This is a genomic window from Rhizobium jaguaris, from assembly GCF_003627755.1.
GTDB lineage: Bacteria > Pseudomonadota > Alphaproteobacteria > Rhizobiales > Rhizobiaceae > Rhizobium > Rhizobium jaguaris.
Genome location: NZ_CP032694.1, coordinates 2,399,969 through 2,417,427 on the forward strand (window position 1 = coordinate 2,399,969; position 17,459 = coordinate 2,417,427).

The 17,459-nt window shown below is 59.2% G+C and carries 20 protein-coding genes; 9 read left to right on the plus strand and 11 right to left on the minus strand.

Going from position 1 to position 17,459, the window contains the following annotated elements; translation table 11 throughout:
- Positions 1 to 79: 79 nt before the first annotated feature.
- Positions 80 to 1,048, minus strand: coding sequence for an aliphatic sulfonate ABC transporter substrate-binding protein (locus tag CCGE525_RS11725; RefSeq protein WP_120704404.1), 969 nt, complete (start codon positions 1,046 to 1,048; stop codon positions 80 to 82).
- Between the two features lie 273 nt (positions 1,049 to 1,321).
- On the opposite strand from CCGE525_RS11725, the gene CCGE525_RS11730 reads away from it, so the two are divergent.
- Complete coding sequence (locus CCGE525_RS11730; RefSeq protein WP_120704405.1) at positions 1,322 to 2,194, plus strand: NAD(P)-dependent oxidoreductase; 873 nt, start codon at positions 1,322 to 1,324, stop codon at positions 2,192 to 2,194.
- Between the two features lie 58 nt (positions 2,195 to 2,252).
- Here the strand turns inward: CCGE525_RS11730 and CCGE525_RS11735 are convergent, their stop codons facing one another.
- The 3 genes from CCGE525_RS11735 to CCGE525_RS11745 all read right to left on the minus strand — a co-directional run bounded on the left by CCGE525_RS11735 (position 2,253) and on the right by CCGE525_RS11745 (position 4,012).
- Positions 2,253 to 2,741 carry an Lrp/AsnC family transcriptional regulator gene (locus tag CCGE525_RS11735; protein ID WP_120704406.1) on the minus strand — a complete coding sequence of 163 codons (489 nt, stop codon included), beginning with the start codon at positions 2,739 to 2,741 and terminating at the stop codon, positions 2,253 to 2,255.
- Between the two features lie 66 nt (positions 2,742 to 2,807).
- Positions 2,808 to 3,440, minus strand: coding sequence for a uracil-DNA glycosylase family protein (locus tag CCGE525_RS11740; protein ID WP_120704407.1), 633 nt, complete (start codon positions 3,438 to 3,440; stop codon positions 2,808 to 2,810).
- Positions 3,440 to 4,012 carry a thermonuclease family protein gene (locus CCGE525_RS11745; protein WP_120704408.1) on the minus strand — a complete coding sequence of 191 codons (573 nt, stop codon included), beginning with the start codon at positions 4,010 to 4,012 and terminating at the stop codon, positions 3,440 to 3,442. The genes CCGE525_RS11740 and CCGE525_RS11745 overlap by 1 nt, the downstream gene beginning before the upstream one ends.
- Before the next feature lie 123 nt (positions 4,013 to 4,135).
- Between CCGE525_RS11745 and CCGE525_RS11750 the strand changes: the two genes are divergently transcribed.
- Positions 4,136 to 5,665, plus strand: coding sequence for a sensor histidine kinase (locus tag CCGE525_RS11750; RefSeq protein WP_120704409.1), 1,530 nt, complete (start codon positions 4,136 to 4,138; stop codon positions 5,663 to 5,665).
- 118 nt (positions 5,666 to 5,783) lie between these two features.
- Here CCGE525_RS11750 and CCGE525_RS11755 read toward each other — a convergent pair whose 3' ends face one another.
- Together CCGE525_RS11755 and cobT are read right to left on the minus strand one after the other, a co-directional pair.
- Positions 5,784 to 6,176: a diacylglycerol kinase gene (locus CCGE525_RS11755; protein WP_120704410.1), complete on the minus strand. Its 393-nt coding sequence runs from the start codon at positions 6,174 to 6,176 to the stop codon at positions 5,784 to 5,786.
- Positions 6,177 to 6,362: 186 nt separating this feature from the next.
- Positions 6,363 to 7,379, minus strand: coding sequence for a nicotinate-nucleotide--dimethylbenzimidazole phosphoribosyltransferase (gene cobT / locus CCGE525_RS11760; RefSeq protein WP_120704411.1), 1,017 nt, complete (start codon positions 7,377 to 7,379; stop codon positions 6,363 to 6,365).
- Positions 7,380 to 7,502: 123 nt separating this feature from the next.
- Between cobT and CCGE525_RS11765 the strand changes: the two genes are divergently transcribed.
- From CCGE525_RS11765 to CCGE525_RS11780, 4 genes are all read left to right on the plus strand, one after another.
- A complete protein-coding gene (locus CCGE525_RS11765) occupies positions 7,503 to 8,285 on the plus strand; it encodes an adenosylcobinamide-GDP ribazoletransferase (protein WP_120704412.1) in 783 nt (260 codons plus the stop codon).
- Between the two features lie 21 nt (positions 8,286 to 8,306).
- The gene (locus CCGE525_RS11770) at positions 8,307 to 8,528 is read left to right on the plus strand and encodes a DUF1289 domain-containing protein (protein WP_120704413.1); all 222 of its coding nucleotides are present in this window, start codon (positions 8,307 to 8,309) and stop codon (positions 8,526 to 8,528) included.
- Entirely contained in the window at positions 8,525 to 9,226 is a 702-nt protein-coding gene (locus CCGE525_RS11775; RefSeq protein WP_120704414.1) for a TIGR02281 family clan AA aspartic protease, read from the plus strand. Before CCGE525_RS11770 ends, CCGE525_RS11775 begins: the two co-directional genes overlap by 4 nt.
- A gap of 116 nt (positions 9,227 to 9,342) precedes the next feature.
- A complete protein-coding gene (locus CCGE525_RS11780; protein ID WP_120704415.1) occupies positions 9,343 to 10,248 on the plus strand; it encodes a DMT family transporter in 906 nt (301 codons plus the stop codon).
- A gap of 12 nt (positions 10,249 to 10,260) precedes the next feature.
- Here the strand turns inward: CCGE525_RS11780 and CCGE525_RS11785 are convergent, their stop codons facing one another.
- From CCGE525_RS11785 to CCGE525_RS11805, 5 genes are all read right to left on the minus strand, one after another.
- On the minus strand, positions 10,261 to 10,797 hold the full coding sequence (locus CCGE525_RS11785; protein ID WP_120704416.1) for a GNAT family N-acetyltransferase: 537 nt from the start codon (positions 10,795 to 10,797) through the stop codon (positions 10,261 to 10,263).
- The gene (locus CCGE525_RS11790) at positions 10,797 to 11,558 is read right to left on the minus strand and encodes an ABC transporter permease (RefSeq protein WP_120704417.1); all 762 of its coding nucleotides are present in this window, start codon (positions 11,556 to 11,558) and stop codon (positions 10,797 to 10,799) included. The genes CCGE525_RS11785 and CCGE525_RS11790 overlap by 1 nt, the downstream gene beginning before the upstream one ends.
- Positions 11,555 to 12,481 carry an ABC transporter ATP-binding protein gene (locus CCGE525_RS11795; protein ID WP_120704418.1) on the minus strand — a complete coding sequence of 309 codons (927 nt, stop codon included), beginning with the start codon at positions 12,479 to 12,481 and terminating at the stop codon, positions 11,555 to 11,557. Before CCGE525_RS11795 ends, CCGE525_RS11790 begins: the two co-directional genes overlap by 4 nt.
- 406 nt (positions 12,482 to 12,887) lie before the next feature.
- Positions 12,888 to 13,142 carry a hypothetical protein gene (locus CCGE525_RS11800; RefSeq protein ID WP_120704419.1) on the minus strand — a complete coding sequence of 85 codons (255 nt, stop codon included), beginning with the start codon at positions 13,140 to 13,142 and terminating at the stop codon, positions 12,888 to 12,890.
- A 97-nt stretch (positions 13,143 to 13,239) separates the two neighbouring features.
- The gene (locus CCGE525_RS11805; protein ID WP_120704420.1) at positions 13,240 to 14,496 is read right to left on the minus strand and encodes an extensin-like domain-containing protein; all 1,257 of its coding nucleotides are present in this window, start codon (positions 14,494 to 14,496) and stop codon (positions 13,240 to 13,242) included.
- A 254-nt stretch (positions 14,497 to 14,750) separates the two neighbouring features.
- On the opposite strand from CCGE525_RS11805, the gene CCGE525_RS11810 reads away from it, so the two are divergent.
- The 3 genes from CCGE525_RS11810 to CCGE525_RS11820 all read left to right on the plus strand — a co-directional run bounded on the left by CCGE525_RS11810 (position 14,751) and on the right by CCGE525_RS11820 (position 17,442).
- Positions 14,751 to 15,140 carry an acyl-CoA thioesterase gene (locus CCGE525_RS11810; RefSeq protein WP_120704421.1) on the plus strand — a complete coding sequence of 130 codons (390 nt, stop codon included), beginning with the start codon at positions 14,751 to 14,753 and terminating at the stop codon, positions 15,138 to 15,140.
- Between the two features lie 4 nt (positions 15,141 to 15,144).
- Complete coding sequence (locus tag CCGE525_RS11815; protein ID WP_120704422.1) at positions 15,145 to 15,735, plus strand: hypothetical protein; 591 nt, start codon at positions 15,145 to 15,147, stop codon at positions 15,733 to 15,735.
- Positions 15,736 to 15,843: 108 nt separating this feature from the next.
- Complete coding sequence (locus CCGE525_RS11820) at positions 15,844 to 17,442, plus strand: SEL1-like repeat protein (protein WP_245472008.1); 1,599 nt, start codon at positions 15,844 to 15,846, stop codon at positions 17,440 to 17,442.
- The last annotated feature ends 17 nt before the right edge of the window (positions 17,443 to 17,459 follow it).

Genomic DNA, 17,459 nt, shown 5'->3' on the forward strand with positions numbered 1-17,459 from the left:
TATTTTTCCCCGCTGTGCCCCGTGCCCACTGTGTTTCAAGCGCAGTGGACATCGGCTGTGTCGGATAAGTCCCAGCTGTTCAACTCGCCTTCGGCCTCCACACGATATCGGCGACAGCAAGCTTTTTCGGCACGATGCCCGACCCATAAAACTCGTCCGCTAACCCCTGCTGATAGGCGATTGCGTCGTCACTGATGGTCGAAACACCGCCAAGATTGAAATCGGGGCGCGTCAAGGTCACCCGGGTCACGTCGGCAGGTACACCGGTGATCGCGGCGAGCGCTGCGACGGTATCATCGAGATGAGCCTGTGCATCAGCACCGACCTTGGCGAGTTCATCGATCACATCCACAATGACCTGCGGATTGTCCTTGGTGAAATCTCCGTTTGCCAAGAAATAGCTGAAGGAATCGACGATGCCCCGCGCCGTCGCCAGGATGCGAGTATCGGGATCAGCCTCGGCGATGGCGAGATAGGGATCCCAGATCGACCAGGCGTCGATCGCACCGGTCTTGAAAGCAGCGGAAGCATCCGGTGGCGCGAGATCAAGCGCCTGGATGTCATCCACCGTCAGACCGCCCTTGCGCAGTGCTTTCACCGTGACATTATGAGCGCTCGACCCGCGCTTGAACGCAACTTTCTTGCCCTTGAGGTCGGAAAGCGTCTCTATCGGCGAATCCTTGCGCACCAGGATGGCCGAGCCCTCCGGGCTTCCCTTGTATTGCCCGACATAGAGCAGATTGCCATTGGCGGCCTGTGCGAAAAGCGGCGGTACATCGCCCGTGGCACCGAAATCGAGCGCACCGGCGCCGAGCGCTTCCAGAAGCGGCGGGCCAGAGGTGAACTCGGACCACTCGACGGAGATACCGCGATCGGAAAGCCGCTTTTCCAGCGAGCCCTTGCGATTGGCGAGCGCCAGCACGCCATTTTTTTGCCAGCCTATGCGGAAGGTCGTTGCCGTCGCGGCGCGTGCCGGCCGGAAGGACGGCAGCACTAAGGCCGCTGCCGTGGCGCCGAGAAGGCTAAGTGTCTGTCTGCGCGAGATCATCGAAAGTCCCTTTCCCCAACCGGGCCGGGATGTTTCCTGCGATCGCCGGCTCTATTGTCAATGTCTAAGAATTGCAAATCCATAGATTATATCGACAATTGATATTGTGAATTTCTGCAATTAAGGCGAAATTCGATTTCGGTGAGAGACGAAAACACGGAATTATCTTCCAAGACTTGTGAGACCGCGACAAGTTTGCCGACAAATCGGTCTTCCGTCCCTCTCGCCTTTCCGCTAAGCCTTCAGGCAAAATTTTTGGAAGGAGTCTCGCGAATGGCAAGGGTCGCATTCATTGGCATGGGCGTCATGGGCTATCCCATGGCAGGGCATCTGAAGGTCAAGGGCGGTCATGACGTCACCGTCTATAACCGCACTGTCGCCAAGGGAGAGGCTTGGGCGAAACAATTTGACGGCAAGTTTGCCCCCACCCCTGCCGCTGCGGCCGAAGGCGCCGATTTCGTCTTCACCTGCGTCGGCAATGACGAAGACCTGCGTTCGGTAACGACTGGCAAGGATGGCGTACTCTCCGGCATGAAGGCGGGCGCAATCCTGATCGACAACACCACAGCAAGCGCCGAGGTCGCTCGCGAGCTCTATGCCGCAGCCAAGGAAAAAGGCGTGGACTTCATCGACGCCCCTGTCTCCGGCGGCCAGGCCGGCGCAGAAAACGGCGTCTTGACCGTCATGTGCGGCGGCGATGAGGCGGTGTTCGAAAAAGCAAAGCCGGTGATCGATGCCTATGCCCGCATGGTCGGCCTGATGGGCGCCGCCGGCGCAGGGCAACTCACCAAGATGATCAACCAAATCTGCATCGCCGGCGTCGTCCAGGGCCTTGCCGAAGGCATCCATTTCGGCAAGCAGGCCGGCCTCGACATCGAAAAGGTAGTGGAAGTCATCTCCAAGGGTGCGGCTGGTTCCTGGCAGATGGAAAACCGCCACAAGACCATGAATGTCGGTAAATACGACTTCGGCTTTGCCGTCGACTGGATGCGCAAGGATCTCGACATCGTCTTGTCCGAAGCCCGCCGCAACGAGGCCAAACTGCCGCTGACCGCCCTCGTCGATCAGTTTTACGGCGACGTGCAGGCCATGGGCGGCAATCGCTGGGACACGTCGTCACTGCTGGCAAGACTGGATAAGAAATAACGCAAAGCAATCCGTCCAAAGACGGTTCTTTACAGAGCGCTATTGTTAAAAATGGCGCTCAATCGTCGCTCGATTTTGCATTCTCCAGCATCATGTAATCCAGCGGCAGCTCCGTCGAATACTTGATCTGCTCCATTGCGAAGGCCGAGGAGACATCGCGGATTTCGATCTTGGCGATCATACGCTTGTAGAAAGCGTCATAGGCCGCAATATCCGGGACGACGACGCGCAGGAGGTAGTCGACGTCGCCGCTCATGCGATAGAATTCCACCACTTCCGGGAAATCGGCGATCACTTCGGAAAAGCGCTTCAGCCATTCGATCGAGTGGCTGTTGGTGCGGATCGAGACGAAAACGGTGACCTTGGTATTGACCTTTTCGGGATCGAGCAGCGCCACGCGACGGCGAATGACGCCATCCTCTTCCATCTTCTGGATACGGCGCCAGCATGGTGTCGTCGACAGCCCGACCTTCTTTGCAAGATCGGCCACGGCCAGAGTGGAATCCTCCTGCAGCAGACGCAGGATTTTGCGGTCAAGACGGTCCATTTCGATTGCCCTTTCGAATTATATTCTCTCTATAGCGCATTTTTACCGGAGGAAAAGAAACTTGTTTCAAGAAACAAGGATTTTCACACGCTCCCGCAATACTGGCAGCAATTCCGTCTCAAACCAGGGATTGCGTTTCAACCAGCCGCTGTTGCGCCAGCTCGGATGCGGTAACGGCAAGACGGCGGGCGATTGGTTGGTAAAGAGGTACCGCCGCCATTCCGAAACGGTTTCTGTCATCGATGCCATTCGTCTCGGGCCGAGATGCCAAGCCTGAGCATATTGACCGATGGTCAGGACGAGTTCGATTTGCGGCATGGCATCCATGGCTCTCTGCCGCCAAAGCGGTGCGCATTCCCTGCGGGGTGGCAAATCACCACCAGCAGCGTCATAGCCAGGGAAGCAGAAACCCATTCCCATGATGGCGAAATGCTCGACGTTGTAAAAGCTGTCGCGCTCGACGCCCAACCATTGCCGCAGCCGGTCGCCGGATGCGTCGTTGAACGGCAGGCCGCTTTCATGTACCCGCAGCCCCGGCGCCTGCCCGGCGATCAGGATGCGCGCCGTCGCCGACAACACGGCGACCGGTCTCGGCTCATGCGGCAGCCGATCCGCCTCCCCGCGTATCGGCGCGTCGCGGCAGACACGGCAAACCGCGATGGCTTTGCGCAGCGCCTGCAATTCTTCTTCCTGCGCCATCACCGATCCCATCCGACAAACCGTCGCAAATAGTCTCCCAACCCGGCTAACGGATCGCCGCTCCGGGCGCGTTCCGCCTGCTCTTCCCGCCGATAGTCGCGCGGCCGCTCGAAATCGCCGGCCCAAAGCCCGGCCCTCGCCTGCCGCGCCGCAGCCTCCTCCGCGGCGTAGCCGCCATAAGACACGGCCATGCCGCTGCGCACCATCGCGCTATTGATGTCGACGTCGCCAGCTTTGCAGGTCACCAACAGCCGGCCGTAGCGGTCATGTTCGCTCCCCCGACATTCCGCCGGAGCCGTCTTCATTAATTTATCAAGTGCTTTGCGCGCCTCTTCGCCGCAGGCCCATCCAACATGATCGCGCTGACATTGCTGCCGATATTCCGGCGCATCGATGCCGAGCAGCCGCAGACGGTCACCGTCCTGGGCGAGCGTATCGCCGTCAACGACATAAAAACTGCCAGTTTGAATGAGTTCTGGGCGATTGTTCATCTTCAACGCCAGCAAGGCGATCAGCCCCAGCAGCGCGAATGTGGTTACGCCGTCACGAAACAGGCGGCCGAACCGCGTCACGCTTTTGCCTCCTTAAAGAACAAACCCTTGGCAAAGATGGCAAACAAATCATTTCTGAGCAGCATCTTCTTAAGGTTTGGCCGGTAGTCTGTAGCCCTAGGCAGGCCAAGTTTCAACGTATCCATGAGCACCGGCGTCAGCACATCGACAGATAAGATCATCGTCGACCGATCGCGCAGTCACCGTAACCGGGCTGTGTCGAAAGCGGTGCGGCAGACGCGTGAGCGCCTGCAATCCGGCCACAGCCGGAGCTTCGATCCCGAAATCATGATGATGCATGTCGACACCCTCCTACAGGGTGCCTCGGTTATGCCGATCTTCGTCATCATCGTCGCAGCGCTCGGCGCCTATCTAACACGCGACGCGCAGATTTTCATTTGGGCCATCCCGACGCTCTCGGCACACGCCATCAACATGCTGCTCGGACGCCGCGCGAAGAAGCGCGAGATGACGGCCGAGCGCACCCGGAAATGGCGCCAGATCTTGTTGCTTGGCCAGCTGCTCATCGGCTTTTGCTGGGCGTTCTTCGCCATGCAGAACTGTTCGACCTGCGGCGGCGACAGCTTCGTGCTCTATAAGAGCGCAACGCTGCTGGTGGCGATTTGCGTCACTGCCATGGCAAATTTCATGCTTCCGCGTGCCGTGCCGTTCTCGTTTGCGCCAGCAACCGTCGCGCTCGCCGTCAAAGCGGCGCTGACGCGCAATCCGCTCGACATCGCCCTGACCGCCGCCGTCGCCGTTGCCGTCATCTTCTTCACCTTCATTACCAACAGGATGTTTCAATCGAACCTGAAGATCCTCTCGTTCCAGTCGGAAAAGGACGATCTGATCGCCGAGCTGGAAGTCGCGAAATCCATGTCGGATGAAGCACGCCGCCGAGCCGAAGAGGCGAACCTCGCCAAGTCACGCTTCCTGGCCTCGATGTCGCACGAGCTCAGAACGCCGCTCAACGCCATCCTCGGCTTTTCCGAGGTCATGTCGGCGGAGGTGATGGGACCGCTGAACAACGCCACCTACCGCGAATACACCACCGACATCCATCGTTCGGGGCAGCATCTGCTCAACCTGATCAACGAGATTCTAGACCTATCGCGCATCGAGGCCGGTAAATATGAGCTGAACGAGGAGGCAATCTCGCTACTTGATATAGCGGAGGATTGCATCGGCATGGTGCAATTGCGCGCGCGTGGCAAGAACATCTCCATCTCGCCGCAGTTCGAGCCTGAGCTCCCTTCGGTCTGGGCTGATGAGAAGTCCATGCGCCAGGTGATCCTGAATCTTCTCTCGAATGCGGTGAAATTCACGCCGCAAGGCGGAGAGATCACCGTCAAGGTCGGCTGGACCGCCGGCGGCGGGCAATATGTCGCCATCAAGGACAATGGTCCCGGCATTCCCGAGGAGGAAATACCGGTAGTCCTGTCCGCCTTCGGCCAGGGTTCGATCGCCATCAAGAGCGCCGAACAGGGTACCGGCCTCGGCCTGCCGATCGTTCAGGCGATTCTTGCCAAACATGACGGCCAGTTCATGCTGAAATCCAAGCTACGAGAGGGCACGGAAGTCATCGCCATCCTGCCAGCCAAGCGCGTACTGCAAAGCCTGCCCGCCATCGAGGACGCGCCTTTGGTCGAGCGCCGCAAAAAGAGCTTTGCCTGACGTTCAGGCTACAAAGCGCAATGCATGTCGCGCAAAAGTGTGCGGCGGTTTTGCGAAAACGACATGCAAAAACAAGAAGCTAAAGCGTGGGAGCGAATCTGAAAGATCGCGACGAGCTTTAGCGGAAAAACAGGTGGCTGGTGATGGTGTAAAGCAGATAGAGGCCGGCGGCGACCAGCATGCAGAGAACTGCGAAAGAGCCGAGATCCTTGGCATGCTTGCCGACGTTCGATATCTCGGGCGAAATCCGATCGATGACTTCCTCGACCGCGGTATTCATCGCCTCGACAGCAAAAACGCCGAGAAACAGCACGACGGCAATCATGATTTCCGCAAGCGTTGCCCCGACGACGACGAGCAGGATCAATCCAGCGGCTGCGAACAAAAGCTCCTGCCGGAAAGCCGATTCCTGCAGCAGGCGCTGAAAGCCGCCCCAGGAATAACCGGCGGCCGCGAGGAAATGCCGGATTCCGGTTTCCTTGTTTACTGCTGATTTTGAAAACTCGGCCATTCCCGCCCCGCTTGCAACGTTCTAACCCGCAATCTAGCAGCCTTGCGAATACCGTCTTGTCATTTTCCAAGCAAGCCGATGACTGAGTCGACCAAAGAAATCATTACAGATTTATGACATAAATCAAAAGTCGGTCGGAATTTGGGAGGCGGGGCGCTGAATGGCAGCACCCCGCCGTTTCGTCCATTAATGTTTGTTCGCTACCCCGGCACTCTCAAACGTCGCCATGCCGGAATGGCAGGCGGCGGCGGCCTTGACGATACCGGCGGCGAGCGCCGCACCCGTGCCTTCTCCAAGCCGCATGCCGAGCGCCAGCAACGGCGTCTTGCCGAGCTTGTCGATGGCTTTGAGATGCCCCGGCTCAGCCGAAACGTGACCGATGAGGCAATGGTCGAGCGCAGACGGATTGGCGGCTTTCAGGATCGAGGCAGCGGCGGTCGCGACGTAACCGTCGATAATAACAGGGATACGCTCCATGCGGGCGGCGAGGATGGCGCCGGCCATGGCCGCGATCTCACGGCCGCCGAGGCGGCGCAGCACTTCCAGCGGATCGGAAAGATGGTCGCGATGCAGCGCCACGGCCTTTTCCACGGCGGCGATCTTGCGCTTCAGCATCTCGCCTTCTGAACCGGTTCCGGGACCAACCCACTCCGCCGCCGTGCCGCCATAGAGCGCATAGTGGATGGCGGCGGCGATCGTGGTGTTGCCGATCCCCATTTCGCCGACGCAGAGCAGATCCGTACCGCCTGCAATGGCCTCCATGCCGAAGGCCATGGTTGCGGCGCAATCACGTTCGCTGAGTGCCGGCTCTTCGGTAATGTCGGCGGTCGGGAAATCCAGCGCCAGGTCGAACACCTTCAGGCCGAGATCATAGGCGACGCAGATCTGGTTGATCGCAGCGCCGCCGGCCGCGAAATTCTCCACCATCTGCTGCGTTACCGCGGGCGGAAACGGCGTGATGCCCTGCTTGGTAACGCCGTGATTGCCGGCAAAGATCGCCACCAGCGGGCGGTTGACCGCGGGCGGCCGGCCGGTCCAGGCGGCGAGCCAGAAGGCAATCTCTTCCAGGCGACCGAGAGCGCCCGGTGGTTTGGTGAGCTGCGCGTCACGCTCGCGCGCCGCCACCAGCGCTCGGGAGTCCGGGCCAGGAAGGTCGCGCAGCAGCGTGCGGAAATCGTCGAATGGCAGGCCGGTAACGCTCATGAATGCCGTTCCTTGTCTTTTGATCTCAAATCAGGTTCTTTGCGTGCCACTCTATTAGTCGCCAGCACTGATGCGAACAACTCCAAAAACGCCCGATGCTGTCGCAGGAATGACGGGGAGCGGATGAATATTTCGGAATACACAAGCGATATCGCGCGCGCCGTCGCCTTCTTGAGCCGTATTCCAGTGCCGTCTTCTTTCTTCGAAGGCTATGACGGCAGGCTCGCCCGTGTCTCCCGTACCTTCCCCCTCGCCGGCTTGCTGATCGCCTTGCCCGCCGCGATCGTCTTCGCCCTGCTGCTTGCCTTCCAGGCCGACCCGCTGATGGCGTCGCTGCTGGCGCTGGCCGTCCAGACGATGACGACCGGCGCATTACACGAGGACGGTCTCAGCGACACCGCCGACGGCGTTGGCGGTGGCAAGGATCGCGATAGGGCGCTCACGATCATGAAGGATAGCCGCATCGGCACCTACGGCGCGATCGCGTTGATCCTCTCTTTCGGGCTGCGCGCCGCAGCGCTTGCCGCCATCGCCAGCTACCTTGCACCCTTCGCCGCAGCCCTTGCTTTGCTGGCTGCGGCCGTTCTCAGCCGCGGCGCCATGGTCTGGCATTGGTATGTTCTGCCTGCCGCCAAGCCGGACGGAGTTGCCGCCTCGGCCGGCAAGCCGGATTACGGCGCAATGCAAATGGCGCTCATTACCGCGCTGGTGCTTTCAGCTTTTCTGCTCTGGCCGAGCCTCAGGCTTCCTGGCTTTATCCTGTGCCTTTTTGTCACGGCGGCTGCGGCTTTTCTTTTTACCCGGCGAATACGCCAAAGGCTTTCCGGTCACACCGGTGACACCGTCGGTGCAACACAGCAGATTTGCGAGATCGCCGTCCTCTGTACCCTTGCCATGTGCGTTTGAAGCATCGATATATATGCCCTTATGCTAACACCCTGCATCCTCGTTTGCTCCATCGACACCAACACCGGCTATTGCTTCGGCTGTGGGCGCACGCGCGAAGAAATCGGCGCATGGATGACCTACAGCGACGACGAGCGGCGGGAAATCATGGATGTTTTGCCGGAGCGCCTCGCCACCGTCGAACGCAAGCCGCGCCGCGAGACCCGTCGTCAGCGGCTGGCGCGGGAGCGCAGCACCATATGAACCGCCTGAACATCGCGCTTGCTGTCATTGGTATCGGCCTCGCGCTCCTCGTGTTCAACAATAGCAGCGGTACGACCTTGGGCATGGACAATAACGCCTTCGCCGGCGTCGTCTATCTGGTACCGCTTGCCCTGGTCATCGGCGCTGGCGTCTGGGCCAGCCGCCATACGGCTAGCAAGTCCCTGCGCAATCTGCTGATCTGGCTGGTCATCATCATGGCTGTGGCGACGGCTTATATTTACCGTCGCGATGCCCAGCAGGTCGGCGACCGGCTGTTTGCAGGCCTTGTGCCTGGCCACGCCGTCGTCGTCACGACCAGCGAAGGAGGCCAGGAAGTAATCCTGCACAAGTTGATGAACGGCCATTTCGAGGCGCAGGTGATGATCAACGGCCAGCCGATCGACATGCTCGTCGATACTGGCGCCAGCACGGTTGCCTTGTCGCAGAGAGATGCCGCGCGCGTCGGTATCATCCCGGAAAACCTCACTTATTCCATGACGGTCGTCACTGCCAACGGCAGGGCCAGGGCTGCACCCGTTGAACTTGGGTCCGTCGCCATAGGCCCAATTCAGCGCCACGATGTCAAAGCGACCGTCGCAGAAGACGGCAAGCTCGACCAAAGCCTGCTCGGCATGAGCTTCCTCGAAACATTGGGGTCGATGCAGATGCAGACGGATGAGCTGCGGTTGAGGGATTGAAGACGACATTGAAAGTCTGAGCATCATACTTCGATCATACCCGAAGCATCATGTACCAATCAGACGCTAGAGACGGTGATGCATAGTCCATTATCGATCTCGAAAGCTCACCCTTCATGTCACCGACCAAAACCCATACGACGACGGAGCTTATGCTCCTGCTCATGCTCGCGACCTTCTGGGGCGCCTCCTATACTTTCATCAGGATCGGCGTGGCGACCATCCCGCCGATCACCCTGATCACTGCACGCACGCTTATCGCCGGCAGCATATTGTTTGCGGTCGTCCGCTGGCGCGGGCTGGCACTGCCGCGCGACCCGGCAATATGGCGTCGTTTTCTCATTCAGGCCTGCCTCAACAGCGTTATTCCTTTTACTCTCATTGCCTGGGCGGAACGCACCGTGGATGCCGGTCTGGCGACCATTTTGAATTCGACCACGCCGATTTTCACCTTCCTGCTGGCTGCGATCTTGTTTCGCAACGAACTCGTCACTGCACGCAAGCTGTTCGGCATTGCGATGGGACTGACGGGCATCTGCTTCATTATCGGCTTCGACGCCTTGAACGGTTTCGGCCAGCAATTGCCGGCGCAGCTTGCGGTCGTGGCGGCATCGATCTGCTATGCCGGCGCTGCCTTGTTCGGCCGCAATTTCAAACACCTAGATCCGATGATGCCTGCAGTCGGTTCTCTTCTCTGCGGCGCCGTCATGCTCATCCCGGTCAGCCTCCTTGTCGATCGGCCTTGGACACTCACGCCCGCCTTCCCGTCGATCATCGCTCTCCTGGCCCTTGCGGTCCTATCGACCGCACTTGCTTTCTCGATCTATTTCCGGCTGATTCAGACCCTTGGACCGATCGGCACTACCGCGCAGGGCTATCTGCGCGTCCCGATCGGCGTCACCATTGGTGTCGTCTTCCTCGGCGAGCCTGTAACTCCCACAGCCGGCATCGGTCTCGTCTGCGTCATCGTCGGGGTGATGGCCATGACGATGACATCGCGAAAGAAGGCCGTGAGAGGATAGAAAAGGGAGGCGCTACATCAGTAACGACAAATCATCCCACGCGATGATAATGTTGTCCGATCGCCAGATTGGCCCGGGATCGGTATAGCGCCCAATCATCCGTCCGCCCAGCGACTGATAGAATGCGATCGCAGGATCATTGCCGACGACGACGCCCAGCGCGGCGCCGGGATAGTGCAGGCCGGCAAGATGCTCCGCCAGTTTCGCCATCAGACGACGGCCGAGCCCTTGGCGCTTTATGGCAGGATCGACGTAGAGTGACCGGATCTCCCCTCGCCCTTCAAAGGCGGCCTGAGACGGCGCGCCGACCGCGCCAATGCCAACCAACCGATCGCCCTGTTCGGCAACAAGCACCAACTGGTGATGGCCGGGCTCGGCCAATGCGGCTGTCCATCTCGCCTGTCGACGGGCCGCATCGAGAGCGCGAAACGCTTCTATCGGCGCAAGCTCGCGATAAGTGTCACGCCAAACTGCGACATGCAGCTCGGCAATTGCCGTTGCATCAGCGACGGTGGCCGGTCGTGTCCGAATGTCCGCCCGTTCCGCCATTAGCTCCGCAACCGATAGCCCGTCTTGAAAATCCACCCCAAAGTCGCGAGGCAGATGACGAGGAAAAACGTGATCATGCCAAGGCTCAGCACCGGATTGACGTCGGCGATGCCAAAGAAGCTCCAGCGGAAACCACTGACAAGATAGAGGACCGGGTTCAGGTGACTGACAGCCTGCCAGAAGGGCGGCAGCATGTTGATGGAATAGAAGCTGCCGCCGAGGAAGGTGAGCGGCGGCACGACCAGCATGGGAATGAGGTTGAGCTGCTCGAAATTCCCGGCCCAGATGCCGATCATGAAGCCGAACAGGCTGAAGGTCACCGCCGTCAGTACGAAAAACAGTATCATCATGAAGGGATGTTGGATGGTGATATGCACGAAAAAGTTCGCCGTCAGCAGGATGATCAGCCCGATCAGCATGCCTTTGGTCGCCGCGGCGCCGACATAGCCGAGGATGATTTCCACCATGGCGACCGGTGCGGAAAGAACCTCATAGATCGTGCCGGTGAACTTCGGAAAATAGATGCCGAAGGAACCGTTGCTGATGCACTGGCCAAGCAGCGTCAGCATGATCAGGCCCGGCGTGATGAAAGCGCCGTAAGAGACACCTTCCACCAACTGTATTCGCGAGCCGATCGCAGCACCGAAGACGATGAAGTAGAGCGAGGTGGAAATGACCGGCGAGACGACGCTTTGCAGCAGCGTACGGCGCGTGCGCGCCATCTCGAAGGCATAGATGGATTTGATCGCCTCGAAGTTCACTTGTCTTCTCCCACCAGCGATACGAAGATGTCTTCGAGCGAGCTTTGCCTCGTCGACAGGTCCTTGAAATGAATGCCTTCGGCCGCCAGGCGCGACAGCAGCGCCGCAATGCTCGATTGCTCGTGCTCGGCGTCGTAATCGTAAACCAACGTCATGCCATTCGGCCCCAGCGACAAGCCGTTGCCGTCCAGACAATGCGGAACGGCGTCCAGCGGCTCCATCAGGTCGAGGATCAGCTGTTTGCGGCCGAGCTTGGCCATCAGCGTCTTTTTCTCTTCCACGAGCAGCAGCTTGCCGTCATTGATGACGCCGACGCGGTCGGCGATCTCTTCGGCTTCCTCGATGTAATGCGTCGTCAGGATGATGGTAACGCCGGAAGCCCGCAGACGTTCGACCACATGCCACATATCTTTGCGCAGCGTCACGTCGACGCCCGCCGTGGGCTCATCCAGAAAGAGGATTTCCGGCTCGTGCGACAGGGCTTTTGCGATGAGGACGCGCCGTTTCATGCCTCCAGAGAGCTGGCGCAGCATATTGTCTCTCTTGTCCCAGAGCGACAGGTCGCGCAGCACACGCTCGATGTGCGCCGGATTCGGCTTTTTACCATGCAAACCACGTGAAAAACTCACCGTGTTCCACACCGTCTCGAATTGGTCGGTCGTCAGCTCCTGCGGCACCAGGCCGATCATCGTGCGCGTTGCGCGAAACTCCCTGACCACATCATGGCCGCCAACGGTCACTGTGCCGGTACTCGGATTCGTGATCCCGCAAACGATGGAGATCATCGTCGTCTTGCCGGCGCCGTTCGGCCCGAGCAATGCCAGAATCTCGCCCTTCTCGACATCGAGATCAATGCCCTTCAGGGCCTGAAACCCGTTGGAATAGGTTTTGGTGAGGTTACGGATGGAAATGATCGGGGCCATGATGCAGGCGAAGTCCGGCTTTTCTGATTAGTTTTGCGGCGTTTGCCCGCTATATCGCCGCTAGGCGGCTTTTACCACCCCGCCGGAATGGAACAGTGCGTTCGCTTAAGGAAAAGAAACAGCCCGAAACCTGTCATCAAATCGTGACCTTAGTCGGGCATATCTTTCCTTAGGTGAGCAACGACTGCCGCACTCCGCCCAACGCCTCTTGGCGCCAGCGTTGGCACCTCAGATACTTCCATATTGATTGCCTTCGCATCCATATTGCACACGTCATTGCAACATGAAATTCTTTTCCGGAGCCAGCAAAGATCCCCTGTCGTTGCTGTGCGCCACTCCAGCCGGCCTAGCGCCGGCTTTTCTTTTTGCCGGCTACCGATATGAAATTGCCAGTTGCTTCGGCAATTTACCAATTGCCGTTGACGCCACAACCTGCCGGCGGCAGCGTCTTGTTTTCAAAGCGCGCCTTCAGCATCGCGCAGCCTTTGTCGCGGATCTGGCCTGGCATCATCGTGTTGAGACCGATGCCGACTTCATCGAACGGATTGTCTGCATAGGCGACATAGGCATACCAGCGCCCGCCGATCACGAGAACGATCGCCACGAGAGCGGCAATCAGCGCCTTCCCTAGACCTCTCTTCTTTCTCGGTGTCTCTACCATGCAGTAGGCCTCCCGTCTCGGTAGCCACAGTTAACTGCGATTCCGTCCGCAGGTAAACCAGGTTGCGCTCCCAGTAGGTCTGCGACGAAAGACCTGGTTACATGCTGCAGTAGCGCCGCCCGCCTCTGCGATCCCTGAGATCGAAGTGGAAATGGTTCCAGTGCTCTGGATTGCTGCCCGGGCCGAGCACGGTGTCGAAATATTTGCAACTGTCGCTGCGCACCGCCTTCAGCAGCGCACCTTCACGGAAGGAAAACAGTCCCTTCCTGCGGACATCGATCACATGGCCGTTCTTCAGGATAAAGGTGCCGACGTCGATGGCATTGCCATGGGCGTGCTCCGACATCGGATTGTAGCGCTGGTGGCTATTGTTCATCCGACGGCAGGAATAGCCGCCGAGCGGCACGATGGTGCCGATGCCCGTCCAATACCGCGTGCGGGCCGCCGGCGCCAATTCGTTCTTCACCCATTTGGCAAAGGCAAGCGTCACCTGACAGTTCAGCGTCACTGCCGGCTTGACGGCGATATTGCCGGAAAGCCCGCTCAGGGAAACCGGGTAAGGAACCTGGCAGGCCGGGCCATTGGAAATCGGCGGCTTGTCATCATAGACGACACCCATCCGCTGCAATTCCTGTCGGCAGGCGATCTCCGATGCAGGCATTGCGCCGCCGGGCAATGATTGCGGTGCCTCCTCCCGCTGTTCGATCCGCGGCATGGGATTGTCGACGCGTGGCAGCATCGCGACTTGGGTGCCAGGCTGACGCCGAATTGGCGACTGATTGAGTTCGGCCTGCGCGGCCGGGCGTTGGATGACGGAGCGGTTGGCCGGTACCGGCGTGTCGGAGCCGATACCGTCAACGACGGGTTGGTCGGTCTCGCCTTCGGCAATATTCTGCTCTTCCTCCTGCGCCAATCCGACGACCTGCCCGGATTGTGCTTCTTCACTTGGCCCGACGCCGAGTTCGGCGTCCATGTTGACGCCTTGGGAGGGCACGTCCGACTGCTGCGCCAAGCCCTGCTGCACGTCTGTTGTGGTCACGGCCTCATCGCCGCCGCCCATCGGCAAGCGGCCCTGTTTGGCGGCGGCTGAGGTAGGCATCGACGCGGCGCTCTGCCGGTTGCCGGAAAGATTGTAGCTGTTGGCGTAGTTGGCGGAAGCGGAATTAACGGGGGCTTGGTCGCCTTGATAGGTGAACTGGCTCGGCGCCACGCTGCGGTGTGGCTTGATTGAGCCGACACGGGTGCTGCTGTCGATATTCGAAGGCGGTACGAGGCTGTCGGCCGTACATGCGACCAGTGTCGACGACACCAGCAACGGCAATGCAGCCCGCCGCAGAAAGGACAAATACGCCATACTCTTGATCCGCTCCTGCTGCCCCAGCCACGGTCGGCAACGATTACAAATCTTAAATAAAAACGGTGAATGAATACTTACCGCCCAATGGAAGGTGGACGGCGCGGGCAGTCCCGAGGGGCGCGAAGCGTTTCGAAAAAGATCGTCTTCAATCAAGAGAGCTGTTGTCGAACGTGAACGAAGCCTTCCCCACGCCGCCTCGATTGCGTAGGCTGAGCGCTGGAATCAAGGGCTTTGCCGATAGGAGCGAGTGAATGAACGACAGCGTCAAGCCGAAAGGCGAGTTGACTTTGCGCACGCTGGCCATGCCTGCCGACGCCAATCCAGCCGGCGACATCTTCGGCGGTTGGGTCATGGCGCAGATGGACTTGGCAAGCGGCATTCGCGCTGCCGAGCAGGCCCGTGGCCGCGTTGTCACCGCTGCCGTTAAGGAAATGGCTTTCGAGCTGCCGGTGAAGATCGGCGATACGCTGAGTGTTTATACCCATATCGAACGTGTCGGTCGCACCTCGATCACGCTCAACGTCGAAGCTTGGGCGCACCGATCGCGCTACAACAAGTTGGAGAAGGTCACTGCCGGCACCTTCATCATGGTCGCACTCGACGAGAACGGCACGCCAAAGCCTGTTCCCGCTGAAGGCTGACAGGATGGAAGCCGCACGTACGCCCGAGGTCTACGTCTATATCAGAACGGTCATGAGCATGGTCATCGGGCTTTCGCTCGCCCAGCTCCTGATGCGCCTCGCCGGCTTCGTGCAATCGCCCGGCAAGCACCGCGTCTATCTCGTCCATCTCGGCTGGATAGCGTCGATGTTCCTGTTCATCATCCATTTCTGGTGGTGGGAATATCGGCTGCAGTCCGTGGCAGAAATCGGTTTTGGCGTATATCTTTTCCTCATCTGCTTCTGCTGCCTGTTCTATTTCCTCTGCGTGCTGCTGAACCCTCCCTCCATCGAGGATTATGGCGGCTTCGAGGAATATTTCATCTCCCGCCGTCGCTGGTTCTTCGGGCTCCTCGCCGTAACCTACGCCGTCGATCTCATCGATACGCTGCTGAAGGGCGAGACTTATTTCCGGTCGCTCGGCTGGGAATACCCGATCCGCAACGTTGTTTACATCGTCCTCTGCATCGTCGCCGCCATCACCGCCAATCGCCGTTTCCAGGCGGCATTTGTAACGATTGGGCTGATCTACCAGATTACCTGGATCTTCCGCCTCTATGACGTGCTTTCAGGTTGATAGGCAGCCGGTCACGCAAGGAACGGTACCGAGCCCGATGATGTCGGTAAAACTGCTGCCATCTCCATGTTCTACAACCCTCGAATATCAGCTTGCAGGCGGGAGGACGTGTCTTTGAAGTTCAACAGCTTTGCATTTGGATTGGCGCTTACTCTTTCGTTCATTCCGTTTGCTTATGCCGATGACCCCGCGCCGGGTCCGGGTGATACTTCGATCGCCCTGAAATATTGGGTGCAGTTCGCAAAAGAGGGGAATGCGGCCGCCCAATATGGCCTCGGCTATCGCTACGCCAACGGCCAGGGCGTCGAGCATGACGATGCGCAGGCGTTCGAATGGTATCAGAAGGCGGCAGCACAGGGGAACGGCCAGGCCGAATACGCCCTCGCCTATATGTATTCCAACGGTCGCGGTATCGATAAGGACCAGAGAGAAGCCAATGCCTGGTACCGCAAGGCCGCCGAACAAGATAATGCCGATGCGCAATATGCCATCGGCTATTCCTATGCCAATGGCCACGGCATGGATGTCGACAATGAGCAGGCGGTCAGCTGGTATCAGAAATCCGCTGCCCACGGCCAACCGCAGGCGCAGAATGCCCTTGGTTACATGTATTCGCATGGCCTCGGCGTGCGCGAGGACGATACAATCGCGCTCGGCTGGTATCGCAAGTCGGCCGATCAGGGCCGTAGCGACGCGCAATATATGCTCGGCTACATGTATGAAAACGGCCTCGGCACAGCCGCAGACCAAAGCCAGGCCTTAGAATGGTATCAGAAATCGGCCGACCATGGTGACGCTCAGGGCGAATACGCTCTTGGTTATGCCTATGCCAACGGTCGCGGCGTCGATCACGATGATGCTCAGGCCTATTCCTGGTACAAGAAGTCCGCACAACAAGGTCGTGCCGACGCGCAATACGCGCTCGGTAACAGCTTCGCCGGCGGCCTCGGCGTTCCCCGAGACGACAAGCAGGCGTTGCAATGGTATCGCAAAGCGGCTGACCAGGGCCGCGCCGATGCCCAATATGCCGTCGGCTACGTCTATGCCAATGGCCGAGGCGTTCCGGTCAATGATGACGTCGCGGTCGAATGGTATCGTAAGGCTGCCGATCAAGAAGACGCACTAGGCGAATATGCCCTCGCCTTCATGTATGCCGGCGGCCGCGGCCTTCCCAAGGATTTCGGCAAGGCGCTGGAATGGTATCGCAAATCGGCCGATCAGGGCCGCTCGGATGCGCAACATGCGCTTGGCTCCATGTATGAGAAAGGCCAGGGTACGTCGCCGGATAAGGCTGAAGCGGCTGCTTGGTATCGCAAATCCGCCGACCAGGGCAATTCGGAGGGCCAATGTTCCCTCGGCTATCTCTATTACAGCGGCGAGGGCGTTCCCAAGGACTACAGCCAGGCCGCCGACCTTTTTCGCAAAGCCGCCGAACAGGGTGATGCCCGCGGTGAATACGGCCTGGGATACATGTACTACAATGGTTACGGCGTGCCGAAGGATAGGAAGCAAGCTTCCGATTGGTTCCACAGAGCAGCGGACCAGGGATTGTCGGAGGCGCAATATGGCCTGACTTATATGGCGGCCAACGGCGACGGTCCGATCAAGGACATCGGCCCCGAAGATGAAGATCCCATCAAGACGAACGGCCAGGGCGAGGCGCCGGGCTGGGTCATTCTCCAATTGCTGACGACGCTACTGCCATAAGCCGATAACTTATGCAT